21 protein-coding genes and 2 pseudogenes are annotated in these 21494 nt (G+C 70.1%); 3 read left to right on the top strand and 20 right to left on the bottom strand.

What is annotated here, in order from left to right; translation table 11 throughout:
- Positions 1–17 precede the first annotated feature (17 nt).
- The 3 genes from ACGG9C_RS14970 to ACGG9C_RS14960 form a co-directional block, all read right to left on the bottom strand.
- Entirely contained in the window at positions 18–1625 is a 1608-nt protein-coding gene (locus ACGG9C_RS14970; RefSeq protein WP_390178795.1) for a cellulase family glycosylhydrolase, read from the bottom strand.
- A gap of 73 nt (positions 1626–1698) precedes the next feature.
- Positions 1699–2649, bottom strand: a complete 951-nt coding sequence (locus tag ACGG9C_RS14965) for a DMT family transporter (protein ID WP_194384025.1) — start codon at positions 2647–2649, stop codon at positions 1699–1701.
- 7 nt (positions 2650–2656) lie between these two features.
- Positions 2657–3892, bottom strand: a complete 1236-nt coding sequence (locus tag ACGG9C_RS14960; protein ID WP_228480860.1) for a serine hydrolase — start codon at positions 3890–3892, stop codon at positions 2657–2659.
- A gap of 133 nt (positions 3893–4025) precedes the next feature.
- On the opposite strand from ACGG9C_RS14960, the gene ACGG9C_RS14955 reads away from it, so the two are divergent.
- On the top strand, positions 4026–4337 hold the full coding sequence (locus tag ACGG9C_RS14955) for a DUF2470 domain-containing protein (RefSeq protein WP_194384027.1): 312 nt from the start codon (positions 4026–4028) through the stop codon (positions 4335–4337).
- 60 nt (positions 4338–4397) lie between these two features.
- Complete coding sequence (locus tag ACGG9C_RS14950; RefSeq protein WP_194384028.1) at positions 4398–5051, top strand: heme oxygenase (biliverdin-producing); 654 nt, start codon at positions 4398–4400, stop codon at positions 5049–5051.
- Between the two features lies 1 nt (position 5052).
- On the opposite strand, the gene ACGG9C_RS14945 is transcribed toward ACGG9C_RS14950, so the two are convergent.
- Positions 5053–6420, bottom strand: a complete 1368-nt coding sequence (locus tag ACGG9C_RS14945; protein ID WP_071045222.1) for an ATP-dependent RecD-like DNA helicase — start codon at positions 6418–6420, stop codon at positions 5053–5055.
- A 75-nt stretch (positions 6421–6495) separates the two neighbouring features.
- Here ACGG9C_RS14945 and ACGG9C_RS14940 point away from each other — a divergent pair, with 75 nt between their 5' ends.
- Entirely contained in the window at positions 6496–7602 is a 1107-nt protein-coding gene (locus ACGG9C_RS14940) for a hypothetical protein (protein WP_390178794.1), read from the top strand.
- Positions 7603–7604: 2 nt separating this feature from the next.
- Here ACGG9C_RS14940 and ACGG9C_RS14935 read toward each other — a convergent pair whose 3' ends face one another.
- From ACGG9C_RS14935 to ACGG9C_RS14860, 16 genes and pseudogenes are all read right to left on the bottom strand, one after another.
- Positions 7605–9215, bottom strand: a complete 1611-nt coding sequence (locus ACGG9C_RS14935) for a DHA2 family efflux MFS transporter permease subunit (protein WP_390178793.1) — start codon at positions 9213–9215, stop codon at positions 7605–7607.
- Positions 9212–11197 (bottom strand): cytochrome c oxidase assembly protein, encoded by a 1986-nt coding sequence (locus ACGG9C_RS14930; protein WP_228480862.1) that lies wholly within the window; start codon positions 11195–11197, stop codon positions 9212–9214. The genes ACGG9C_RS14935 and ACGG9C_RS14930 overlap by 4 nt, the downstream gene beginning before the upstream one ends.
- 87 nt (positions 11198–11284) lie before the next feature.
- Positions 11285–11572, bottom strand: a complete 288-nt coding sequence (locus ACGG9C_RS14925) for an HU family DNA-binding protein (RefSeq protein ID WP_071045226.1) — start codon at positions 11570–11572, stop codon at positions 11285–11287.
- A gap of 248 nt (positions 11573–11820) precedes the next feature.
- The gene (locus ACGG9C_RS14920; protein ID WP_390178798.1) at positions 11821–12171 is read right to left on the bottom strand and encodes an alpha/beta hydrolase fold domain-containing protein; all 351 of its coding nucleotides are present in this window, start codon (positions 12169–12171) and stop codon (positions 11821–11823) included.
- An 86-nt stretch (positions 12172–12257) separates the two neighbouring features.
- Positions 12258–12944 (bottom strand): annotated as a pseudogene (locus tag ACGG9C_RS14915) (alpha/beta hydrolase); the annotation flags it as partial.
- 428 nt (positions 12945–13372) lie between these two features.
- Positions 13373–13678, bottom strand: a complete 306-nt coding sequence (rpsN, locus tag ACGG9C_RS14910) for a 30S ribosomal protein S14 (RefSeq protein ID WP_071045228.1) — start codon at positions 13676–13678, stop codon at positions 13373–13375.
- Between the two features lie 2 nt (positions 13679–13680).
- Entirely contained in the window at positions 13681–13851 is a 171-nt protein-coding gene (rpmG, locus tag ACGG9C_RS14905) for a 50S ribosomal protein L33 (RefSeq protein WP_013584775.1), read from the bottom strand.
- A complete protein-coding gene (gene rpmB / locus ACGG9C_RS14900; RefSeq protein WP_071045229.1) occupies positions 13851–14087 on the bottom strand; it encodes a 50S ribosomal protein L28 in 237 nt (78 codons plus the stop codon). Before rpmB ends, rpmG begins: the two co-directional genes overlap by 1 nt.
- Positions 14088–14253: 166 nt before the next feature.
- Entirely contained in the window at positions 14254–14940 is a 687-nt protein-coding gene (locus ACGG9C_RS14895) for a DNA-3-methyladenine glycosylase (protein WP_194385612.1), read from the bottom strand.
- Entirely contained in the window at positions 14937–16343 is a 1407-nt protein-coding gene (locus ACGG9C_RS14890; protein ID WP_194384030.1) for a hypothetical protein, read from the bottom strand. The genes ACGG9C_RS14895 and ACGG9C_RS14890 overlap by 4 nt, the downstream gene beginning before the upstream one ends.
- Entirely contained in the window at positions 16333–17319 is a 987-nt protein-coding gene (locus ACGG9C_RS14885; RefSeq protein ID WP_194384031.1) for a TIGR03943 family putative permease subunit, read from the bottom strand. The genes ACGG9C_RS14890 and ACGG9C_RS14885 overlap by 11 nt, the downstream gene beginning before the upstream one ends.
- Positions 17312–18344, bottom strand: a pseudogene (locus tag ACGG9C_RS14880) (permease). The gene ACGG9C_RS14885 and the pseudogene ACGG9C_RS14880 overlap by 8 nt, the downstream one beginning before the upstream one ends.
- Positions 18331–18744 carry a Fur family transcriptional regulator gene (locus ACGG9C_RS14875; RefSeq protein WP_071045233.1) on the bottom strand — a complete coding sequence of 138 codons (414 nt, stop codon included), beginning with the start codon at positions 18742–18744 and terminating at the stop codon, positions 18331–18333. The pseudogene ACGG9C_RS14880 and the gene ACGG9C_RS14875 overlap by 14 nt, the downstream one beginning before the upstream one ends.
- Before the next feature lie 44 nt (positions 18745–18788).
- Positions 18789–19655, bottom strand: a complete 867-nt coding sequence (locus ACGG9C_RS14870) for a metal ABC transporter permease (protein ID WP_194384032.1) — start codon at positions 19653–19655, stop codon at positions 18789–18791.
- Entirely contained in the window at positions 19652–20458 is an 807-nt protein-coding gene (locus ACGG9C_RS14865) for a metal ABC transporter ATP-binding protein (RefSeq protein WP_194384033.1), read from the bottom strand. The genes ACGG9C_RS14870 and ACGG9C_RS14865 overlap by 4 nt, the downstream gene beginning before the upstream one ends.
- Positions 20455–21447, bottom strand: coding sequence for a metal ABC transporter solute-binding protein, Zn/Mn family (locus ACGG9C_RS14860; RefSeq protein ID WP_194384034.1), 993 nt, complete (start codon positions 21445–21447; stop codon positions 20455–20457). Before ACGG9C_RS14860 ends, ACGG9C_RS14865 begins: the two co-directional genes overlap by 4 nt.
- Positions 21448–21494: the final 47 nt, after the last annotated feature.

Here is a 21494-nt window from a genome sequence, read left to right as displayed (position 1 = left end):
TCCGCGGGAGACGCGGATCAGTGCGGCGCGAGGGTGAACGACGACACCGTGGGCGCCGACGTGGCGGCCACCTGCAGCCCCACCGTCATCGTCTGACCCGGCGAGAGGGATGCGGCCCACCCCGCACCGTCGCACGTGATCGTGCTGCCGGCGAGGGAGCAGTCCATGCCCCACGCGTTGACGATCCCCGTCGCTGTCGGCGAGGTCCACGACGCCGTCCACCCGGATTGGTGCGACGCCGCGGTGACCACGACATTCGCGACGTAACCCTGTCCCCAGACGCTGGTGGGCTCGAGCGATCCCGACAGCGCAGCCGGGCCCGGCGTCACCGTGGGCGTGGGGGCCGGCATCGGCGTGAGGGTCGGGGTCGGCGTGGGGGTCGACGTCGGCGTGAGGGTCGGGGTCGGGGTCGGCGTGGGCGTCGGCGTCGGCGTGGCGCTCGGGCTGGGCGAGACGGTGGGCGTCGGGACCGGCCCGACGCTTTGGGCCAGCAACGGCGCGAGGGCGGCGACCTTGTCGGCTTCCGGGGTGCGCCAGTCGTCGGCGACGATGCCGCCGGTGTCGCCCGAATTGGGGTTGAACGACCAGAAGGCGAAGCTCATGTCGTTCTCGTCGAGGTAGGCGATGATCTCGTCGAACCACAGCCGGTCGCTGTCGGTCTCGAGCTTGGTCCCGAACTCGCCGAGCAGCACCGGCGCGATGCCCTGCTTCTGGATATAGCCCCAGTTGGTGTCCCACACCGAGGTGAGGTTGTCCGGGTAGTCCGACGCACCGAACCAGTTCTGCCACGCGACCGACGCCGGGTAATCGTGCGGCGAGTAGACGACGCGATCGGCGACCTCGAGCACCACCGGGTCATCGGCGACACCGCGCAGGCCCCCGCCCCACCACGTCCAGCTCCCGTCGACGTCGCGACCGACACCCTCCACGATGATGAGCAGGTTCGGGTTCGCGGCGAGCACCGCGTTGCCGGCTCGCGTTGCCGCAGCCGGCCAGTCGACGCTCGCGTCGCCGCATCCCCAGCACGCGCTGTCGTGGGGCTCGTTGTGCAGATCGGCGCCGATCACCGTCGGATCGTCGGCGTAGCGCTCGGCGAGCATCACCCAATCGTCGATCCACTGCTGTTCGTCGACCTCCGAGGTGTACCAGAGCGAGGACTGTCCCGAGGTGGTCGGACGGTGGCGATCGAGGATCACATCGAGCCCGTACGCGCTTGCGCGGTCGATGACCGCGTCCATCACCTGCAACGGCGTGAGGCCCACGAGGTCGGGATTGGCGTTCGCGTCGATGGAGGATGTGCTCGATGCGGTGAGGCACTCGTTGGCGTAGGGCAGGCGGATCGCGTTGAATCCCAGCCCCGCGATGGTCTGCAGCCCCTCATCGAGTGAGATCGTCCACAGGCCGTGCGGCGCACAGTTGGACGTTTCGAGACCGAACCAGGACACGGCACGGATGGTGTGCGCCTCTCCCGCCTCGGTGACGATGCGTGCACCGTCGGTGTGCAGCCAGCCGGACTCGGAGGCGGATGCGGGCGCCGAGACGACGCCGAACCCGGCGACGAGGGCGACCGCGGCCAGAAGGGCGCTTGCGCGAGAACGCAGGCGCGTGGGGATCCGCTGTGACATCGATGCGCCCTCCGCTTCCCTCCCCAGCGAGAGACCACCGTAGCGCGTCCGCCGTTTCGCGCGGGTGAATTCCTCAGGCGAGCGGTTCGGTGAACGGCTCCTGCGCGGGGTCGGCGGGGGGATGAGGCCCGTCCGCGGCCGGCTCGCCGGCAGCGGCGTCCTCGTTCGGGTTCGCCTCCGACCGCGGTGCGGTCTGCACCGCACCGATACTTGCGACGATCACGAGTCCGATCCCGACGACCTCGAGCCAGGACAGAAGCTGACCGAGAAGGAGGAACCCGGCGAGGGCCGCGGTGGCGGGCGCAAGGCTCATGAGGATCGCGAACGCCGCCGCGGGCAGACGGCGCAGCGCCACGAGCTCGAAGGCGTAGGGGATCGTCGACGACAGCAGCGCGACGGCGGCACCGAGACCGAGCAGCTCCGGCCGCAGCAGCGCCTCGCCGGCCGATGCGATGCCGAACGGCAGCGCGATCACTGCTCCCGCGGTCATCGCCAGGGTCAGCCCCTCGAGCTTCGGGAATCCCCGCCCGACGCGCGCCGAGGCGAGGATGTAGAACGCCCAGCTCGCGGCGGCCCCGAGGGCGAAGAGCACGCCGATCGGATCGAGGCGCTCCCATCCGCCTCCGCCGAGCGCGACCACACCCATGAGGGCGATCGCCGCCCACAGCCACGCGGATGCGCGACGGCTCGCAATGATCGACAGCGTGAGCGGACCCAGCACCTCGATCGTGACCGTCACGCCGAGTGGCAGCCGCTCCAGCGCGAGATAGAACAGCCCGTTCATCACGGCGAGCACGACACCGAAGCCGACCACCGCCGCCCACCCGTCGCGCGTGTGTCCGCGCAGGGCCGGCCGGGCGATGATCCAGAGCAGCACCGCGGAGAACACCAGCCGCAGCATCACCATGCCGAGGGGGCCGACCTCCGGGAACAGCAGCACCGCGAACGATGCGCCGATCTCCTGACAGGCGAGGCCGGTGATCACCAGCAGCACCGCGGTGGCGTTGCCGGTGCGCACGCTCACCGAGGCGTCAGCCTTCGGCGTCGGGTATCGGACAGATCGCGCGATCGGCGATCTGCGCGTGGAACTGCTCCGCCGTCCACGGCAGCCCCGCGGTCGGTGCCTCCTGGCCGGAAGCAGCGGGCGCCTTCGACGCGATCGCGGCGAGCTCCCACGCGAGGTATGCGGGGAACGCCACGCCGCCGGCGGAGTTGTTCAGCACGAGGGCGACGGTCAGGCCGGTGTCGGGATCGGAGAACGCCGCGGTCGAATAGCCGAGGGTCGTGCCGAACTGACCGATGAGCGAGCCGGTGATGCGGGCTCCCCCGGCCGTCGTCTGCCATGACGGGGCATCACCGTAGGCCGGCTTGGCGTCGTCGAAGCGCTCCGTGTCATCGGGGAGCAGCGCACCCGTCGCGAGCGCCTGCGCGTAGCGGCCGAGATCCTGAATCGAGCTGGTCACACCGGAATCGGTGAACCCGATGCTCGACGACGACTCCGTGTAGTCGGTCGGTTCGGCGCAGTTCAGACCCTCTTCGCCCCGCAGCGACTGGTATCCGGGCAGCGGGTTCGCACCGGGCTCGGCGGGCGCCGCGCCCGGAAGCTCGGTGGAGGTCAGCTCGAGCGGCTCGGTGACGTACTCGGCGATGAGATCGGATGCCGACATGCGCGTCGCATTCTCCAGCGCCTGGCCGAGCAGAACGTAGCCGGCATCGGACTCCCGGAAGGTCGCGCCGGGCTCGGCATCGCTGCGATCGGATAGCCCGAAGCTGGCCAGGAACGCGGGATCCCACTCGCGTCCGGGGAACTCGAGCCAATCGGCTTTCAGGTAGGGCTCGTACGAACCGACACCCGATGTGCCGTCGCACAGCATCTCCAGGGTGACGGCCTCGAGGTCGGGCACGCCGGTGACATAGTCGGTGACGCTGTCGTCGAGGGACACCGTGCCCTTCTCATCGAGCACGTACAGCACGTCGCACGTCATCGCGCGGGTCACCCGACTGGCACGGAAGGTCATATCCTCGGACACCGCGGCCCCGTCCGGACCGGTCGTTCCGAGACCCGCCACCCACGAGCCGCTCCACGGTGCCCAGACCCCGACGATCGCGCCGGTCGCACCGGATGCCGCCATCGCCTGCTCGGCCGCCGCCTGCAGCTCCTGCTGGATCTCGTCGGTGAACCCGCCCTCGACCTGCGCGGGAACGTCGATCTCGACGGTGGCGCCGCCCGAGCACGCCGAGGCGGTCAGGGCGACGGCAACGGCCATCGCCGAGACTCCCAGAATCCTGCGGCGCAACATGTTCTTCGACTTCCCACCCCCCGGTGACCTCTGAATTCAAACACACGCACGTAACGACTCGGTCACAGCACGGCGAGCATCCGCCCTTACGCTATGCTCCGTGACTCACGTTTTCGATCCCGACGTCCAGACCGCGATCCTCCGCCACATGAACGGCGATCACACCGACGACAACCTGCTCATCACCCGCGCGTTCGCTCCCGAGCGCGACATCGCCGCGGCCACGATGACCGGCTTCGACGGCGACGGCGGCGTGTGGGAGGTCACCTCCGCCGCGGGAACGGTCACCGAGGTGCGCATCCCGTGGCCGGGCGGCACGATCTCGGAACGCCCCGAGGTGCGTCGCGAGGTCGTCGCGCTGTATGACGAAGCGTGCCGCCGCCTCGGGGTCGAGCCCCGACCGCACGCCTGACGCGCACCCGTCTCGAAATCCACGGTTAGGTTCACCTAACTCTTCCCCTACAATGGCGACATGAGCGAGGTCATCTCCTTCTCCAGCGCCCTGCGCGAGCGGTCCAGCACGGCCCATGCTTCGAGCGAGCACGCCGGCTTCATGGCCGACCTCGTGCGCGGCGACGGCACCCGCGACGATTACATCGCTCTCACGGCGCAGCACTGGTTCATCTACCAGGCGCTCGAAGCGGCCGCCGACCGCATGCGCAACGACCCGGTGGCGAGGGTCTTCATCAGCGACAAGCTGACGCGCCTTCCCGCTCTCGAGGCCGACCTCGAGTTCCTCATCGGACCCGACTGGCGCGAGAAGATCGCTCCGCTGCCCACCACGCAGCGCTACGTCGAGCGCATCAACCTCGTGGGCACCACGTGGGCCGGCGGCTTCGTCGCGCATCACTACACGCGCTACCTCGGCGACCTCTCCGGCGGCCAGTTCATCGGGCGGCTCATGTGCCGCCGATTCGGCTTCGAGACCAACGGCGTCGGCTTCTATCTCTTCGAAGACATCGCCGACCCGAACGCCTTCAAGGACGTCTACCGCGAGCAGCTCGACGCCGCCCCGTGGGACGACGCCGAGAAGGAGCGCGTGATCGACGAGGTGCTGGTCGCCTACCGGTTCAACACCGAGCTGTTCGAGGACCTCGCCCGCGCCAAAGCCGCGGCGATCGCCTGACTCACCGCGGACTCGCCGCACCCGCTGAGCGCACCTCGCGCATGAATCGCCGCACGTCCTCATCCACCCGGATGTCGCTCGGCCGCAGCGGGCGCGACAGGTACAGCCCATCGAGCGACGTCAGTCGCGACAGCGCGACATAGGTCTGGCCCGGCGCGAAGGCGCCCGAGCCGAGATCGATGACGGCCCGGTCGTACGTCTTGCCCTGCGACTTGTGGATGGTGACCGCCCACGCGAGCCGCAGCGGGAACTGGGTGAACTCGGCCACGATCTCCCGCGTGAGCGACTTCGACGCGGGATCGTACGCGTAGCGGAACCTCTCCCACACGGCCGGTTCGACGTCGAACTCCTCGCCGTCGACCTCGACCCGCACGTTCTCGCCGGCGATGCGCGTCACCGTGCCGATCGTGCCGTTGACCCAGCGCGGCGGCTCGCCGAACGACGCCGTGTCGTTCCGCAGGAACATCACCTGCGCACCGATCTTGAGCTTCAGCTCGGCGTCGGCCGGATACGCGTCGCCGCGCCCGAAATCGCCGTTGATGTCCGCCGCCGCGGTCTGCGATCGTCCCGGCAGGGCATCGAGGTGCCGTCGGTTGATGTTGTTCACGATGTCGTTGCGCGTGGCGAGCGTGATGATCGGTGTCTCGTCGGCCGTGGGGTCCGGCGGCGTGCGCGCGCCGGTGTCGTTGAGGATCTTGGCGATGTCGGCGGTGACGACGCCGTGGCGCACCGCGTTCAGCATCGCCTTGAACTCCGGATCGGCCTGACGGTGGATCTCGGCGAGCTCGCGCACGTGCAGCTGCGCGCCGTGCGATCCGATGTCGATGATCCCGTCGCCGCCGACATCGCCGACCCACACCTTGGCGTCGAAGAACCAGAACGACCGGTAGTGATCCCGGATGTAGCGCAGCTCGTCGCCGCGCGGAGGCACCGGCGCGAGCTGATACGGGTCGCCGAACATGACGATCTGCACGCCTCCGAACGGCTCACCACGGCGCCCCCGCGCCTGCCGCAGCGAGCGGTCGATGCCATCCATGAGGTCGGCATTGACCATCGAGATCTCGTCGATGACGAGGGTGTCGATGGCGTTGAGGATCTTGCGCGTGGCATCGGACTGGTCGATCTCGCTGTCGGCGATGAGACCGATCGGCAGCCGGAAGAGCGAGTGGATGGTCTGACCCTCGACGTTCAGCGCCGCAACGCCCGTCGGTGCGCAGACCGCGATCTGCTTGGACGTGTTCCACGCCAGGTGCTGCAGCAGCGTGGACTTCCCGGTGCCGGCGCGACCGGTGACGAACACGTGCTCGCGGGTGTCCTCGATGAGACGGAAGAGCGACTCCTGCTCGAGGGAGAGGGCGCGCGTGGTCACCGGTTCATGGTAGCCATGCGACGCCGCATGACGGCATCGGGCGGTCGGTCAGGCGGACTTTCCTAGACTGGGGGCGTGGAGCGGGGGGCGACGGATGCCGCACCGGAGGCGTCGCATGCGCCTCCGGCACCGGGCGCGCCCGCCAGGCGCCGATCGCGGGGCGGCAGGCTCGGGCGCGACCTGACCGTCATCGTCGTGATCACCGCACTCGTGCTGGCCGGCCTCGCGGTCGCCGCCACGCTGGCCTACCGCGAGTTCTACAGCCCCTCGGCATTCGTGCGTCACTACCTGCATCTGCTGCACGACAACGACGCCGCCGGGGCGCTCGCCGTTCCCGGCGTCGCGATCGACAGCGCCGAGCTGCAGGCCGCGGGACTCGAGACACCCGACTCCGACGCCCTCCTGCGCGCGGCGGCGATGGGCTCGCTGCGCGATGTCTCGATCGTGTCGGAGGTGTCCGACGGCGAGGTCACCACGGTCATCGCGGAATACGACGCCGGCGGCGTTCCCGGCACCGTCACTTTCGAGGTCGAGCACACCGGCTGGATCGGCATCGCCCCGACCTGGGCCTTCGCCACGAGCCCCCTCGCCGTGATCGACCTGTCGGTGGAGGGGTCGATGGAGTTCGCGGTCAACGGGTTCGAGATCGACAAGAGGCAGGTCTCCCCCGACGGCGTGGACGCCGACCCCACCGCGCCGATCTCGATGCTCGTGTTCTCCCCCGGCCTCTATTCGGTCTCCGTCGACACCGCGATCGCGGCGACGCCCGGGGTGGCGGTGCTCAGCGACGCCCCGCTGACAGAGGTGCCGGTCACCGTCGCAGCCGAGCCGACCGAGGAGTTCGTCGAGGTCGTGCAGGATCGCGTCGAGGACTTCCTCACGGCGTGCGCCACGCAGGAGGTGCTGCAGCCGACGGCGTGCCCGTTCGGCTACACGGTCGACGATCGCATCGTCGGTCTGCCGTCCTGGTCGATCACGGAGCAGCCCGCCGTCACGGTCGAACCCGACGGAGCGAGCTGGAAGATCCCCGCGACCGAGGCCGTCGCCCGCATCGACGTGCAGATCCAGTCGTTCTTCGACGGCAGCATCCGCGACGTCAGCGAAGAGGTGCCGTTCCTCGTCACCGGCACCATCACCGTGCTCCCCGACGGCAGCGCCTCGATCGTGGTCGGCGCCGGCTGACGTCAGGCCCTGGCACCGCCCGCGTCGGTCTCGACGAGCTCGGCGCGCCGGGCGCCGCGGCCGAGCGCGAACGTGGCACCGAGGCCGACGACCAGGAAGCCTGCCGCGGTGAGCGCCGACAGCCGGGTCCCGTCGGAGAACGCCGCTCTGGCGGCAACCGCAGCCACCCCGGACGGATCGTTCTCATCAAGCACCGCGATGGCAGCACCCGCGCTGTCGACGACCGATGAGACGATCTGATCCCGCTGCGCCTCGGGCACGCCCGCATCGTCGAGGCTGTTCGAGAGGATGCCGCCGGTGGACGTGAACAGCACCGTGCCGAGGATGGCGATGCCGAGCGCCGAGCCGACCTGGCGCGAGGTCGACTGCGTGCCCGATCCCTGCCCGGAGAGGTCGACCGGAACATCCTGCAGGATGACGCCGGTGAGCTGCGCGGTCGCGAGGCCCACCCCGATCCCGTAGACGAACAGGGCCGGCAGCAGCCATCCCCACACCGCGTCGGGAGCGATGACGACCGCGACCGCCACAACGCCGACGATCTCGGCGGCGATGCCGAACCGCACGATGACGATCGGGTCCACGCGGCCGCTGGTCGCCCCCGCGATGCCACTGGCGACGAAGGAACCGACGGCGAGCGCGAGCAGCACCAGGCCGGTCTGCAGGGCGTCGAAGCCGAGCACGAACTGCAACCACAGCGGCAGCGACAGGATGAGACCGAACTCGCCGAGCGCGATCACCAGCGCGGCGATGTTGCCGTTCGAGAACGATCGGATGCGGAACAGCGAGAACTCCAGCAGCGATGATCGCCCACGGCGACCGCGCGAGATCCCCCACGAGAGGAAGCCGACGAGTGCGAGCGCGGAGATGACGAAGGCGACCGGCACCGGTGAGATCGTCCACGGCCACGTGAAGCCGCCGAGGGTGAACGGCTCGGCGCTGGTCCACCAGCCGTAGGTGCGGCCCTCGATGAGGCCGAACACGAGTCCTCCGAACAGCAGCACCGACAGCACCGCACCGACCACGTCGATGCCCTTCGCGCGCGCCTCCTTCGATTCGGCCACCGCGAGGGCGATTCCGATGAACACGGCGATCCCGAGCGGGATGTTGATGCCGAACGCCCACCGCCACGAGAAGTCGGTGGTCAGCCACCCGCCGAGAAGCGGCCCGACGGCGGCCATGCCCCCGATCGTCGAGCCCCACACCGCGAACGCGATGCCCCGCTCGCGCCCGCGGAAGGTGGCGTTGATCACCGAGAGGGTCGTCGGCAGGATCATGGCGCCGCCGACGCCCTGCACCAGGCGGGCGAGGATGAGCAGCTCACCTGTCGGCGCAAGCGCGGCCAGCACGGACGAACCCGCGAAGACGACGACCCCGACGAGCATGAGGCGCTTGCGTCCGAAGCGGTCGGCGAGACTGCCGAACAGCAGCAGCAACGACGCGAACACCAGCGTGTACGCCTCCTGCACCCACTGCACCTCGGTCGACGAGATGCCGAGGTCCTCGACGATCGAGGGAACGGCGACGTTGACGATCGTCGAATCGACGATGATCAGCGACACCGCGACGCTGATGAAGACGAGGCCGACCCAGCGCCGACGGTAGTGATCGGTCATCGACGCAGGGCCTCCTCGGCGCGCTTGTCGCGTTCGGCGAGCTTGGCCAGACGTGCGTTGTACTCCTCGAGCTCGGCATCGCCCGAGCGATCGGCGGCGCGGTCGCGTCGACGCTGCATGCGCTCGTCGCTGCGGCTCCACTGGATCGCCAGCGTGATCGCCACCGTGAGCGTGGGGATCTCCCCCACCGACCACGCGATGCCGCCGCCGAGGTACTGGTCATCCAACGGCGGAAGGCCCCACGCGCGCCCCATCGCGCCGTACCACTCCGAGGCCATGAGACCGGTCTGCATCATCATCGCGACGCCGAAGAACGCGTGCATCGCCATGACACCGACCAGCAGCAGCAGTCGTCCCGCATACGGCAGCCGATAGGCCACCGGGTCGACGCCGATGAGCGTGAGCGCGAAGAGATAGCCGGTGAGCAGGAAGTGCGCGACCATCCACACGTGCCCGATGTGGTCGTACAGCGCCCAGCGGAAGAGGTCGGTGTAGTAGAAGAGCCACAGCGACACCACGAACAGGCCGGCGGCGACGAAGGGGTTGGTCAGCACGCGCATGTACGGCGAGTGCACGATCCACAGAATCCACTCGCGCCCGCCGCGCGTGCCGTCGTCGCGTTTGCGGATGGCCCGTGCCGCGAGCGTCACGGGCGCTCCCGCCACCAGCAGCACCGGAATGCCCATGCTCAGCAGCATGTGGCCGAGCATGTGCACGCTGAACAGGTAATCCTGATAGGCGTTCGGGGCTCCGCACGTGACCCACACCAGCAGCAGCAGACCCGACACCCACATCACGGTGCGGTAGATCGGCCAGGCGTCGCCGCGCCGGTGCAGGCGCCACACGCCGGCGAGGTAGAAGAACAGGCCGAAGCCGGCCGCGAACGCCCACAGCACATCGATGTCCCACACCGTCAGCCAGCGGCTCGGCAGCAGTTCCGCCGGCAGCTCGTCGCCGGTGAGGTAGAACGCCGGCGACACGTCCTCCGGGATGCCGCTGTCGGTCGGCGGCGCGGTGCGGGCGAGGGCGGATGCGGCGCCGCTGGCGATGCCCATGAAGGCGAGTTCCAGGGCGATGAGCATCCAGAACACGCCGCGCGTCGCATCCGTCATGCGGTCGATGAGGCGATTGCGGTAGATCGCGCCCAGCAGGCCGATGGCCACGAGGGCGACGACCTTGACCAGCACGATGACGCCGTAGGGGGTCAGCAGGCCCCCGAGGTCTCCGATGCCGATCGCGGCGCGCACCGTTCCCGAGATCGCGACCACGATGAACGACACCAGGGCGAGCGTGGAGTAGCGCCGCATGGCCCGACGCATGGTCTCGCCGCGAACGATCGGCCGGATGAGCACCATGAGCAGCAGGCCCCCGAGCCACACGGCGGCGCCGATGATGTGCAGCACGAGGGACGACACGGCGAGGTTGTGGTTCGCCTGCTCGCCCGAGTGCCCCTGCGTGCCCATGGGCACGAGCGCGGCGAGGGCGAGGAGCGCGAGCAGGAATGACGGCGTCCACGAGCGCACCGCGAAAGCGAGCACCGTGATGATGGCGCCGAGCACGGTGGTGATCAGCCACACGCGGCCGAGTTCGGTCTCGACGAGGAAACGGCCGAGCTGGGCACCGAACTCGGGACCGAGGCTCAGCTGCGCGTTGAACGAGTCGAGGAAGACGAGGAAGCCGTTCGCGCCGGCGGCGACGGTGAACACCGCGGCCGAGACCGATGCGGCATCGAGCGCCACGTCGAACTCGCGCTCACCCGCCTTCAGCGCGTACAAGGCCACGACGAGGGTGCCGACCATGCCGGCGGCCGCGAGGTTGACCGCGAGCTTGACGACCGGGATCCCCCACCGCACCACGGGGCCCGCATCGCCGAGGATGAGGGGCGCTGCACCACCGCCGTAGGCCAGCGCCCAGACGAGTGCCAGGAGCGCGGCCGCGACGAGGATCACGGGCCCGGCGGCCCGCAGCACGCGGGGACTCACCCCCTAAGCGTAGATCGTTCCCGCTGGGGAACGACCGGAGGGGATGCCGCTCAGCGGCATCCCCTCCGGTGTGGTTCGGCGCGGTCGTTACTTGACGGCAGCCTTCAGCTTCGAGCCGGCGGTCACCTTGACGCGCTTGCCGGCGGGGATGGCGATCTCTTCGCCGGTCTGCGGGTTGCGGCCGGTGCGAGCCGAGGTCTCGACCTGCTCGAACGACAGCCATCCGGGGATCGAGACCTTGTTGCCCTTGGCCACGGCCTCCGAGACGGTGGCGAAGAGGGAGTCGAGCACGCTCGAGACGGCGGACTGGCTCTGGCCGGTCGCGCTGGCGATGCTCGCGACGAGTTCGGTCTTGGTGATGGACTTGTCAGCCATATGTGTGTCCTCCAAGGCGACGGATCGTCGCCTCTCGTTTCTTGGACCGAGCGGCGACTGCCTCCCGGCTTGGTCGGAACGACCGCCTCGAATATACCCACGAACCGCGGAATCATGCGGATTTCGGGCCTCGAGAGGGGGGTCACCCGGCGTGTCGCGGCCTCCGTGGGGCCCGTGTGACGCGTGAGACACCCTTCTCGGCTCGAGAAACACCGCGATGCGCGGTTTCTCGCGGCAATCGCGGTGTCTCACCCCGAGGGCGGTTCGAGCGTGTGCAGGGACCGCAGAGCCGCCACGACGTCGTCGTGCCACCGGCGCGCGAGCGGCAGCGCACCGGTGAACAGCGCGGTGTCGTGCGTTCCGCCGCGGTACTGCACGACGCTCGCGGCGACGCCGTCGCGTCGCAGCGCCGCGCCGTACGCGTCACCGTGGCCGCGCAGCGGATCGTACTCGGCGGTGAGGATGACCGCGGGCGGCAGCCCGCGGTGCGACGCCGCTCGTATGGGCGAGGCGAGCGGCTCGCGCGCCGCGGCGGGACGCGGCAGGCGACCGAGCGCAGCTCGCGCAGGGCGATGAGCGCCGGAATGCCGAGCGCCCACGTTGCGCGCAGGTCGAGATGGCGTCCGGTGAGGTCGACGACCGGCACCTCGAGCAGCTGCAGCCGCAGCGGGTGCCGCGCGCGGTCCCGGTTGACCAGCGTGAGGGCCGCCGCGAGTGAGCCGCCCGCGGAGGTGCCCGCGATGCCGATCCGCTCGGCGTCGATGCCCAGCTCGTCCGCGTGTGCGATGAGCCACTCCAGGCACGCGTACCCCTGCTCGACCTGGGTGGGGTACCGATGCTCGGGAGCCAGCGCGTAGTCGACGGCGATGATCGCGACGCCGGCATCGTGTGCGCGGCGCCGGAAGGCGGCATCCGTCGTGGGGTAGTCGATGCCGCCGATCCGGAACGCTCCCCCGAAGAACGCCAGCACGCCGGGCACGGGCCGTTCGTGCTGGGGCGGATGGTAGACGCGCACCCTCACGTCGGGGAATCCCGGCACCGGAACGTAGTGTTCGGTGATGCGCAGCTCCGGCCCCGGCGTGCCCACCGTCTCGAGCTCGGTGCGGTCCCATGCGAGGGCCGCGCGGCGGTGCTTCGCGCGGGCGGATGCCGGCGTTCGGGCCGCGCGGCGGCGCTTCGGACGGGCCGGCGCGGGTCGAGACTGGGGCCTGCGTCCGAGACCGGGCCGCGTGCCGCCGGGTCTCGGACGGACACCCGGGTCTCGCGGAGGCAGGAGGCCTCGCACGGCGTCGCGCACCCGGTGCCACGCCTTGCCGAGCAGGTAGCGGCGATGCACGCGCAGGCGCTCCGCGAAGAAGGGGTCCAGCGGCATCGTGGCCTCCTCGAGGCGGTGGACGGGAATCCTCGTCGGCGGGTGAGGCCCCCGTGGTGCCTGAGGCGTCCGTCGTGACCCGAGGCGTCCATAGTGCCCGAGGCGTCCATGGCGCCTGAGGCGTCCGTTGTGACCCACCGTACGCGCTCGGAACCACTCCCCCGCGTGCACGAACTCAGGCTGGGGTCTCGCGGGAAGCCCGATTCAGGCCTTTCAGCCGCATTCAGACGCCGTCAGCCTGAGACAGGGCACACGGCGATCGAGGAACGACCAACGGATGCCGGCGGGGATACGACCGGCGGGATCCGCCCGCGGGGATGACGACCGGCGGGATCCGCCCGCGGGGATGACGACCGGCGGGATCCGCCCGCGGGGATGACGAAGGCCCGGATCCAGGTGGATCCGGGCCTTCGTGAAACGCGTCTCGCTTACCAGCTCGACTTCGTCACACCGGGGAGTTCCCCACGGTGTGCCATGTCGCGGAAGCGCACGCGCGAGATGCCGAACTTCTTCAGGTGTCCGCGCGGGCGACCGTCGATGACGTCGCGGTTGCGCAGGCGCACCGGCGATGCGTTGCGCGGCAGCTTCTGCAGGCCCACGCGGGCCTCCTCACGCTGCTCGTCGGTCGAGGTCGGGTCGACGAGCTGCTTCTTCAGCTCGAGGCGCTTCGCCGCGTAGCGGTCCACGACCTCCTGGCGCTGCTTGTTGCGCGCGATCTTGCTCTTCTTGGCCATGATCAGCGCTCCTCTCGGAAATCGACGTGCTTGCGGACCACCGGGTCGTACTTCTTCAGCACGATACGGTCGGGGTTGTTGCGGCGGTTCTTGCGCGTGACGTAGGTGTATCCCGTGCCCGCGGTCGAACGCAGCTTGATGATCGGACGGACGTCCTGAGCCTTCTTCGCCATTAGAGCTTCACACCCTTCGCGACGAGGTCCTTCACAACCGACTCGATACCGCGCGCGTCGATCACCTTGATGCCCTTGGCGGACACGTTCAGGGTGACCTTGCGACCGAGCGACGGAACGTAGTAGGTCTTCTTCTGCACGTTCGGGTCGAAGCGGCGCTTCGTCCGTCGGTGCGAGTGGCTGATGTTGTGACCGAAGCCGGGAACCGCTCCGGTCACCTGGCACACTGCGGCCATGGTGTCTCCTTCTGTACCGTGAAGCCGGACGGCTCCACCCAAGATCCCTTGTCTGCGCCCCGCACCGAAGCCGTCCCGATTGCGGGTCGAGCGATGGTGTGGGGTGCGAACTACGCGCTGGAGTGCGCGCAGACAAACAACCACCCTAGCACGTCGGGCGTGTCGGCTACGACAGGGCGGCCGCTCCCCTCCCCCACCGGAAGGCGGAGACGGTCGGATCCCCCTCGATCCAGAAGCGCCACGGATACTCCGCGGTGCCGGCGACGCCGGCCACTCCCACGCGCGGACCGCGGGCGACCGCCGCGAGCGGCTCCTCGCGAAGCCACAGTCGGGCCCGCGCGCCGGCTCGCTCGTCCGGCTCGATCGCGTCGATCCCGTCGTGGACCGGATGCCGCAGGCCAACCGCGTCGCCCAGTCGACCCGGACCGCGGGCGAGGTCACGCGGTCGGCGCACGACGCCGCGACCGGCGGTCCGGCGCCGGAGCGCAGCATCCTCACCGTCGACGATCTCACCGGCGCGCAGCAGGATGCCGCCGGCTCCGCCGGCGGGGGCGGCCACGACGTTGACGCACGAGTGGATGCCGTGGCTGAGGTAGACGTAGAGGTGACCCGGCTCGCCCCACATCGTGGCGTTCCGCGCCGTGAGACCCATCCGCGCGTGCGAGCCAGGATCGGGCACGTCGCCGGTTCCGAGCCCGAGATAGGCCTCGACCTCGGTGATGCGCACCACCACCCGCTCCTCGGCGACGTCGGTCACGAGCACGCCGCCGAGCAGGCGTGGCGCCACGTCCACGGCGAGCGCGCGCAGGTCCTCGCGCGCGGCGGGGCGCAGTCCGTCGCCGACCCCGCTCATCCGGGCGGCAGCCGGCACCACGACGCGTCGAACCCCGCGAGCGCCACGATCTCCGCGTTGTCGGCGAGGGAGAGGATGTGCGTCTCGACCCGCTCGGGCAGCGGGAGCAGATACCCGTCGTAGCGGTTCGAGACGACGTCGGGGGCGATGAGCACGGCCGCATACCGCCCGCTGGGCGACACGCACGTCTGGAGAACGGTGTCTTCGTTGGGCACATCCATCACGATCGCGGTCTCACCCTCGTCGTCGACGGTCGCGATCGTGGTGGCGATGGGCTGTCCGCCCTCGTCGCGCAAGGACGTCGTGCGCAGGGTGCCGCCGCCGGGAAGAGGCTCCACGTCGTTGAGGGTGCCGAGGTCTTCTGCCGAGGCGACGAGGGGCGTCTCGTCACCGGTCGAGAGGTCGAGCACCACCCATCCTTCCGGACGATCGATGACGGCCTCCGACGTGCCGGGGGTGATGCCGGCGATCGCGTTCGCCAGTCCGAACGAGGCCGGGTTCTCCCCCGTCGGCCCGGTGAGCGTCAGGGCGCTGTCGAACCCGACGAACAGCACGCTGTCGGTGTCGGGCACGAACGACCACGAATCGACGCGCGCGTCGCTCCCCTCGACGGCGACCTGCACGGGCGCCTCCTCGGCGGCGGAGTCGTCGACCGATGCCGTGAACAGCGCACTCTCGAGGGCGCCGTCGGTGCCGACCGCCGCGTCGGTGAAGAGGTAGCCGATCCGATCGCCCCGGTCGGCGGCCTGCAGGTCGGAGATCGTGCCCTCGCCCGGCAGGGCCAGCGTGCGCTCGTTCTGCCCCTCGTGGTCGGTGACGATCAGCTGCGACTGATCGTTCTCATCCCGCACCGAGAACACCAGGTGGTCGGCGGTGATGCGGAAGTCCTCGATCGCCGGGTGCGTGAACACCGGGATCGCCTGCTCGCCGTCGAGGTCGGTGACGAAGACCGTGTCGCCGTTCTCGCCGCCGCGCTGCAGCAGGAACAGGTCGATGCCGGGGGTCGTGAAGGTTTCGGTGAGGGTCGAGGTGGCTCCGCCCCCCAACCCGGTCACGTCGTCGATCGTCACGGTGTACTCGGTCTCATCCCACAGCGGCAGGGTGAACCGCACCCCGACGCTGCGCCCCGAGGTGTCCACCGCGAACGGGACCGCCGGGGTGATCGTCACCTGCGAGGCGTCGACCTCCTGCAGCGACTGGGTCGTCGTGAAGATGACGCGGGTGCCGGATGCTTCCACGGCGGCCTCGGGATCCACCGCGACGTCGGTCGCACGCGGCCCCTGGGCGACGCTCACGGCGGCGCCGACGGCGGCGAGCACCACGAGGGTCGCGACGACGATCGCGAAGACGGCCGCGAAGCCGAGCGGGCGCCGGCGCGCGACCTCGGGCCTGTCAGTACTCATACGGGTCCTCGGGCTCGTCGATCGCGGTCACCTCGGCTGCATCGACCGTGAGGGTGCCGTCGCTCGCGGCCCGCACGGTGCCGGAGACCTCGACCCACTGCCCCGCCTCGGGCGCCGCCTGCCCGGAGGCGATCGGCACGCTGGCCGGCTGCGCGTCGATGACGCAGTGGGTGATGACCAGGCGGGTCAGGCCGAAGCCGTCGTCGGTCGGGGCGACGAATCCGGTGAGGGTCACCTCCTGGCCGTCGAAGGTCTCCGGCGAGGTGGAGGTCGCGAACACCGTCGCCCACTCGCCGATGCCGAAGGTCGAGGTGTCGCCGGATGCGGCGAGGGTCACCGCATCCTGACCCGCGAACAGCGGCGTGACGCCGACGTCTCGCGCGAGGGCCATCTCGGCAGACAGCGAGGTGGCGGGAAGGACGAGCGTCAGCAGCACGACGCCCGACGCGATGGCGCCGCCGGTGATCGACGCGGCGAGGGCGAGCGGATGCGCGTGGTGGGGGTGCGCAGGGGGACGAGCGTCGTGCGGATCGGCCTCGGACGAATGCGGCTCGTCGGGAGTGACGTGCTCGCGGGGCGGCTGGGGGATCGCGGCGGCCTCGCGAGCCGCGCGGGCCTGCGCGCGCGAGGTCGGACGCGCGTCCGCTTCCTGGAGGGTCGAGACGCCGGAGGCCTCGGGTGCTGCACTCGCGTCCGGCACCGGCTCCGGATCGCGCCGGCGCGGTCCGGGGGCGGGCTCGGACGGCGGCGGACCGTGGTCGTGCCCGTGCTCGGCTTCGGCGCCCAAGGGGAGTGCGAACGAGGCGGCCGCCCCGACGAGCAGGAGCACCGCCATCGACACCGCGAACCACGACGAGTCGGGGTTGATGTAGAGGTCGAGGTCGCCGGTGAGGGCGAGGGAGACGGTGACCACGGCGATGATCGCCGCGAGTCCGACACCGAGCCAGCGCGTGCCGAGCGCTCCGAGGTCACGCAAAGAGATTCACACCCGTCGCGATGGCGAACGCGCTGAGAACGACCACGACGACCACGCCGGCGAGGGTGCGGGTGGTGAAGGTGGTGCGCAGCAGCGCGAGCATCTTGACGTCGACGAGCGGACCGACCAGCAGGAACGCGACGATGGACCCCGGCGTGAAGGTGGAGGCGAACGACAGCGCGAAGAACGAGTCGACGTTGGAGCAGATCGACACCACCATCGCCAGCGCGATCATCGCGACGATCGACAGGGCGGGGTCGGAGCCGATCGCCAGCAGCGTCTCCCGCGGCACCAGCACCTGCACCGCCCCGGCGATCGCGGAGCCGATGATGAGGGCGGGCATCACCGCCCGCAGCTCGACGACGAACTGCGCGAGACTGCGGCGGACGCGTCCGCCCGGCTCGTGCGCGACCAGTTCGCACGTCTCGCGGAAGCGCTCCGTGAGCAGGCCATCGGGGTCGCGGTGCAGGCTGTACAGCCATCCGATGAGGTTCGCGATGAGGTAGCCGCCGACCAGGCGGGCGATGAGGATGCCGTCGTCGAATCCGAACGCGGCGTGCGTCGTGATGATGACGATCGGGTTCACGATCGGTGCCGCAATGAGGAAGGTCATCGTCTCGGGCACGCTGAACCCGCGCATCAGGAGCCCGCGCGCGAACGGCACATTCCCGCACTCGCATACGGGGATGAGCATCCCGAGCAGCGACAGCACGGCGCGACGGGCCCACGCCGCGCGCGGGAGCCACCGCTCGATGACGCCGGGCGGCACCCACACCTGCACCACGATCGAGAGCACGACGCCCAGGGCGATGAACGGCAGCGACTCGATCAGCACGCTGATCGCGAGGGTCAGCCCATCTTGCGCGCGTTGAAAGCGAGAGCGGGTAGAGCGACGGCAGCAGCAGGTCGATGGCGAACAGCGCCAGCACCACGGCCACGCCGACACCCGCCCACACCAGCGCGCGGGCGGTCGACGACGGCTCGTGGAGAGTCTCCGAGCGGCGGCGCGTGTCAGTCGACGGCACGCTCGTTCGCCTGGGCGGCCGTGCACGCGGCGCACAGGCCGAAGATGTCGACGATGTGCTCGGCCTGGGTGAAGCCGTGCTGCGAGGCGGTCGCGTGAGCCCACGTCTCGACGTCGCTCGCGGCGATCTCGACGGTCAGCCCGCAGGATCGGCAGATCAGATGATGGTGATGGCCCGGCGATTCGCAGGCTCGGTAGAGATTCTCTCCTTCGGGACTCTGCAGGGAATCGGCCTCGCCCTTGGCGGCCAGGCCCGCCAGTGCTCGATAGACGGTGGCCAGCCCGATGCCCGTGTTCTCCTCGCGAAGGTGAGCGTGCAGCGCCTGGGCGCTGACGAATCCGGGGGAATCTCCGAGCGCCTCACGCACGCGCTCGCGCTGCCAGGTGTTGCGCTCGACCATGCCGCGAGTCTACCCGCGGCGCCTGGGCAAGCCCCGGGCGATTCTTATGCGAACCGTTCGCGGGTGACGCGACCCCGCCGGCGACCGACGACGCGACAGACGAGATAGATGGCGAACGAGATGGTGGTGATGTAGGGGCTCACCGGCAGGGTGCCCGCGATCGCCAGCAGGATGCCGCCGACGGCCGAGACGAACCCGAAGACGGCCGACAGCACCGGCACCGCGAGCGAGCCGGAGGCCACGCGCATCGCGGCGGCGGCGGGAGTGACCAGCAGCGCCATCACCAGGAGCGCGCCGATGATGTGCACCGCGACGGCGACGATCAGCCCGAGCAGGAGCATGAAGCCGAGCGAGACGACCGTCGTGGGCACGCCCCGCGCGGCGGCGGCCTGCGGGTCGAGGGAGTCGAACCGCAGGGGTCGCCAGATGAGCAGCAGGCCGAGCATCACAAGCGCCCCGATGCCGATGAGCCAGCCGAGCTGATCGGACTGCACGGAGACGATCTGCCCGGTGAGCAGGCTGAACCGATTCGCGCTGCGGCCGCTGTAGAGCGACAGGAAGAGGATGCCGAGGCCGAGGCCGAAGGGCATGAGCACGCCGATGATGGAGTTGCGGTCGCGCGCGCGGGCGCCGAGCCATCCGATCAGCGCCGCAGCCACGAGGGATCCCACGATCGACCCCGTGACCACGTCGAGGCCGATGAGAAGGAACGCGGCGGCCCCGGCGAAGGACAGTTCGCTGATGCCGTGCACGGCGAAGGCCATGTCGCGCTGGATGACGAACACGCCGATCAGGCCGCCGACGAGCCCCAGCACGGCGCCGGCGACGACGGAGTTCCACACCAGCTCGAGGATCTGCCCGTAGTACGGCAGCCCGCCGAACATCGCGTCCCACACGTCAGCCCAGTTCATGCGCCGGCCTCGTCGTGGTGATGGTGGTGCTCCTCGGCATCGGGCGCGCCGACGACGACGAGGCGTCCGCCGGCCTTGAGCACGTAGACGGGGGCGCCGTAGAGGCGGGTCAGTGTGGCCGACTCGAGCACCTCGTCGGGGCGACCGAGCGAGAAGCGGCCGTTCGCGATGTAGAGGATGCGGTCGACACGGTCGAGCACCGGGTTGATGTCGTGGGTCACGAAGAGCACGGCCGCGTCGGTGGCGCGACGATGCCGGTCGATGAGACCGATCACCGCGCGCTGGTTGGCGAGGTCGAGGCTGGTGAGGGGCTCATCGCACAGAAGGAGGGGCGGATCGTCGGCGAGCGCCTGTCCGACGCGCAGGCGCTGCTGCTCGCCGCCGGAGAGCTCCCCGACGCGACGGTCGGCGTAGTCGCCGGCGCCGACGGCCTCGAGGAGGCGGTCGACGCGAGCACGGTCACCGCGTCGGGGCAGCGGGAGCCCGAACCGATGGCCGTCGACGCCGAGGGCGACGAGGTCGCGGGCGCGCAGGGCGGTCTCGGGCGGCAGGGGACGCTGCTGCGGGATGTATCCGATCCGGCGGTTGCCGGCCCCGCGCACGGGCTCACCGAGCGCGGTCACGCTGCCCTCGCTCAGCTGCTCGAGGCCGAGGATCGCCCGCAGCAGGGTGGTCTTGCCCGAGCCGCTCGGTCCGAGCACGGCGATCAGCTCGCCGGGCTGCACCTCGAGGTCGAGCCCCGCCCACAGTTCCCGGCCGTCGCGCCGCAGCGCCGCGCCGCGGATCTGGAGCGGAGGCGTCACTCCGTCAGAGCGTCGGCCATCGCCGCGACGTTCGCCTGCATCCACGAGACATAAGTCTCCCCCTCCGGGAGGGTTTCGGAGAATTCGATCACCGGAATGCCCTGCGCGTCAGCCTCGTCGATGATCTGCGTGGTCTCGGCACCGCCGGTCTGGGCGTTGACGATGACGAGGCTCACATCGCCCGACTCGAGAAGCGTGAGGGATTCCAGGAGGGTCGCGGGCGCGACATCCTGACCCTCTTCGACCGCCTCGGTGAAGGCCTCGGGGGCGACGCCTACGAGTCCGGCGGCCGACGACAGGTAGAGCGGAACCGGCTCGGTCACGAAGATCTCGTCGCCCTCGTGATCGGTCGCGACGGCGGTGAGGTCGTCTTCGATGGTCGCGATCTCTTCGACGAACGCGGCGAGGTTGGCCTCGTACGTCTCCGCCTGCTCCGGGTCGTGCTCGCTCAGCTCCTCGGCGATCGCCTCGGCGACGTGCTCCATCGTGTGAGGGTCGTACCAGACGTGCTCGTTGAAGCCCTCGATGTGCTCGTGCTCGTGCTCCTCCTCTTCGGCCGCTTCCTCCTCGGCCTCCTCCTCTTCGGAGTGGTCGTGCTCAGCCTCTTCGCCGGGGTAGTCGTGCGAGTACTCGACCGCGGTGATGACGTGCGCTTCCGATCCGCTCGATTCGATCATCGCGTCGACGAACGCGTCGTATCCGCCCCCGTTCTCGATGATGATGTCGGCCTCGCTGACGACAAGCTGATCCTGCGCGCTGCCCTCGTACTCATGGGGGTCCTGTGCGGAGCTGTCGATGATCGACGTGACGGTGACCGCGTCTCCCCCGATCTGCTCGGCGATCTGGCCGTAGACGTTGGTCGAGGCGACGACGGCGATCGTGTCGTCGCTGTCGGCGGCCGGCTCGGTGGCCGCGGAGCCGCATCCGGCGAGGACGAGGACGGTGCCGGCTGCGATACCGACGGAGGGCAGGATTCGGGAGTCACGCATGGGGGAGATCCTACGCCTAGTGATAATCGTTCCCAAAATCATGAGCA

Origin of the sequence: Microbacterium sp. MTN4-26 (assembly GCF_042846595.1) — a bacterium.
Classification (GTDB): domain Bacteria; phylum Actinomycetota; class Actinomycetes; order Actinomycetales; family Microbacteriaceae; genus Microbacterium; species Microbacterium luteum.
This window is presented reverse-complemented; position numbering and strand designations above follow the sequence as displayed.

Bases quoted from the DNA above. Each gene is read 5' to 3' on its own strand.
- ACGG9C_RS14970 (WP_390178795.1), bottom strand. From the start codon at position 1,625: ATGTCACAGCGGATCCCCACGCGCCTGCGTTCTCGCGCAAGCGCCCTT.
- ACGG9C_RS14960 (WP_228480860.1), bottom strand. From the start codon at position 3,892: ATGGCCGTTGCCGTCGCCCTGACCGCCTCGGCGTGCTCGGGCGGCGCC.
- ACGG9C_RS14950 (WP_194384028.1), top strand. From the start codon at position 4,398: ATGAGCGAGGTCATCTCCTTCTCCAGCGCCCTGCGCGAGCGGTCCAGC.
- ACGG9C_RS14935 (WP_390178793.1), bottom strand. From the start codon at position 9,215: ATGACCGATCACTACCGTCGGCGCTGGGTCGGCCTCGTCTTCATCAGC.
- ACGG9C_RS14925 (WP_071045226.1), bottom strand. From the start codon at position 11,572: ATGGCTGACAAGTCCATCACCAAGACCGAACTCGTCGCGAGCATCGCC.
- rpsN (WP_071045228.1), bottom strand. From the start codon at position 13,678: ATGGCCAAGAAGAGCAAGATCGCGCGCAACAAGCAGCGCCAGGAGGTC.
- rpmG (WP_013584775.1), bottom strand. From the start codon at position 13,851: ATGGCGAAGAAGGCTCAGGACGTCCGTCCGATCATCAAGCTGCGTTCG.
- rpmB (WP_071045229.1), bottom strand. From the start codon at position 14,087: ATGGCCGCAGTGTGCCAGGTGACCGGAGCGGTTCCCGGCTTCGGTCAC.
- ACGG9C_RS14895 (WP_194385612.1), bottom strand. From the start codon at position 14,940: ATGAGCGGGGTCGGCGACGGACTGCGCCCCGCCGCGCGCGAGGACCTG.
- ACGG9C_RS14890 (WP_194384030.1), bottom strand. From the start codon at position 16,343: ATGAGTACTGACAGGCCCGAGGTCGCGCGCCGGCGCCCGCTCGGCTTC.
- ACGG9C_RS14875 (WP_071045233.1), bottom strand. From the start codon at position 18,744: ATGGTCGAGCGCAACACCTGGCAGCGCGAGCGCGTGCGTGAGGCGCTC.
- ACGG9C_RS14870 (WP_194384032.1), bottom strand. From the start codon at position 19,655: ATGAACTGGGCTGACGTGTGGGACGCGATGTTCGGCGGGCTGCCGTAC.
- ACGG9C_RS14860 (WP_194384034.1), bottom strand. From the start codon at position 21,447: ATGCGTGACTCCCGAATCCTGCCCTCCGTCGGTATCGCAGCCGGCACC.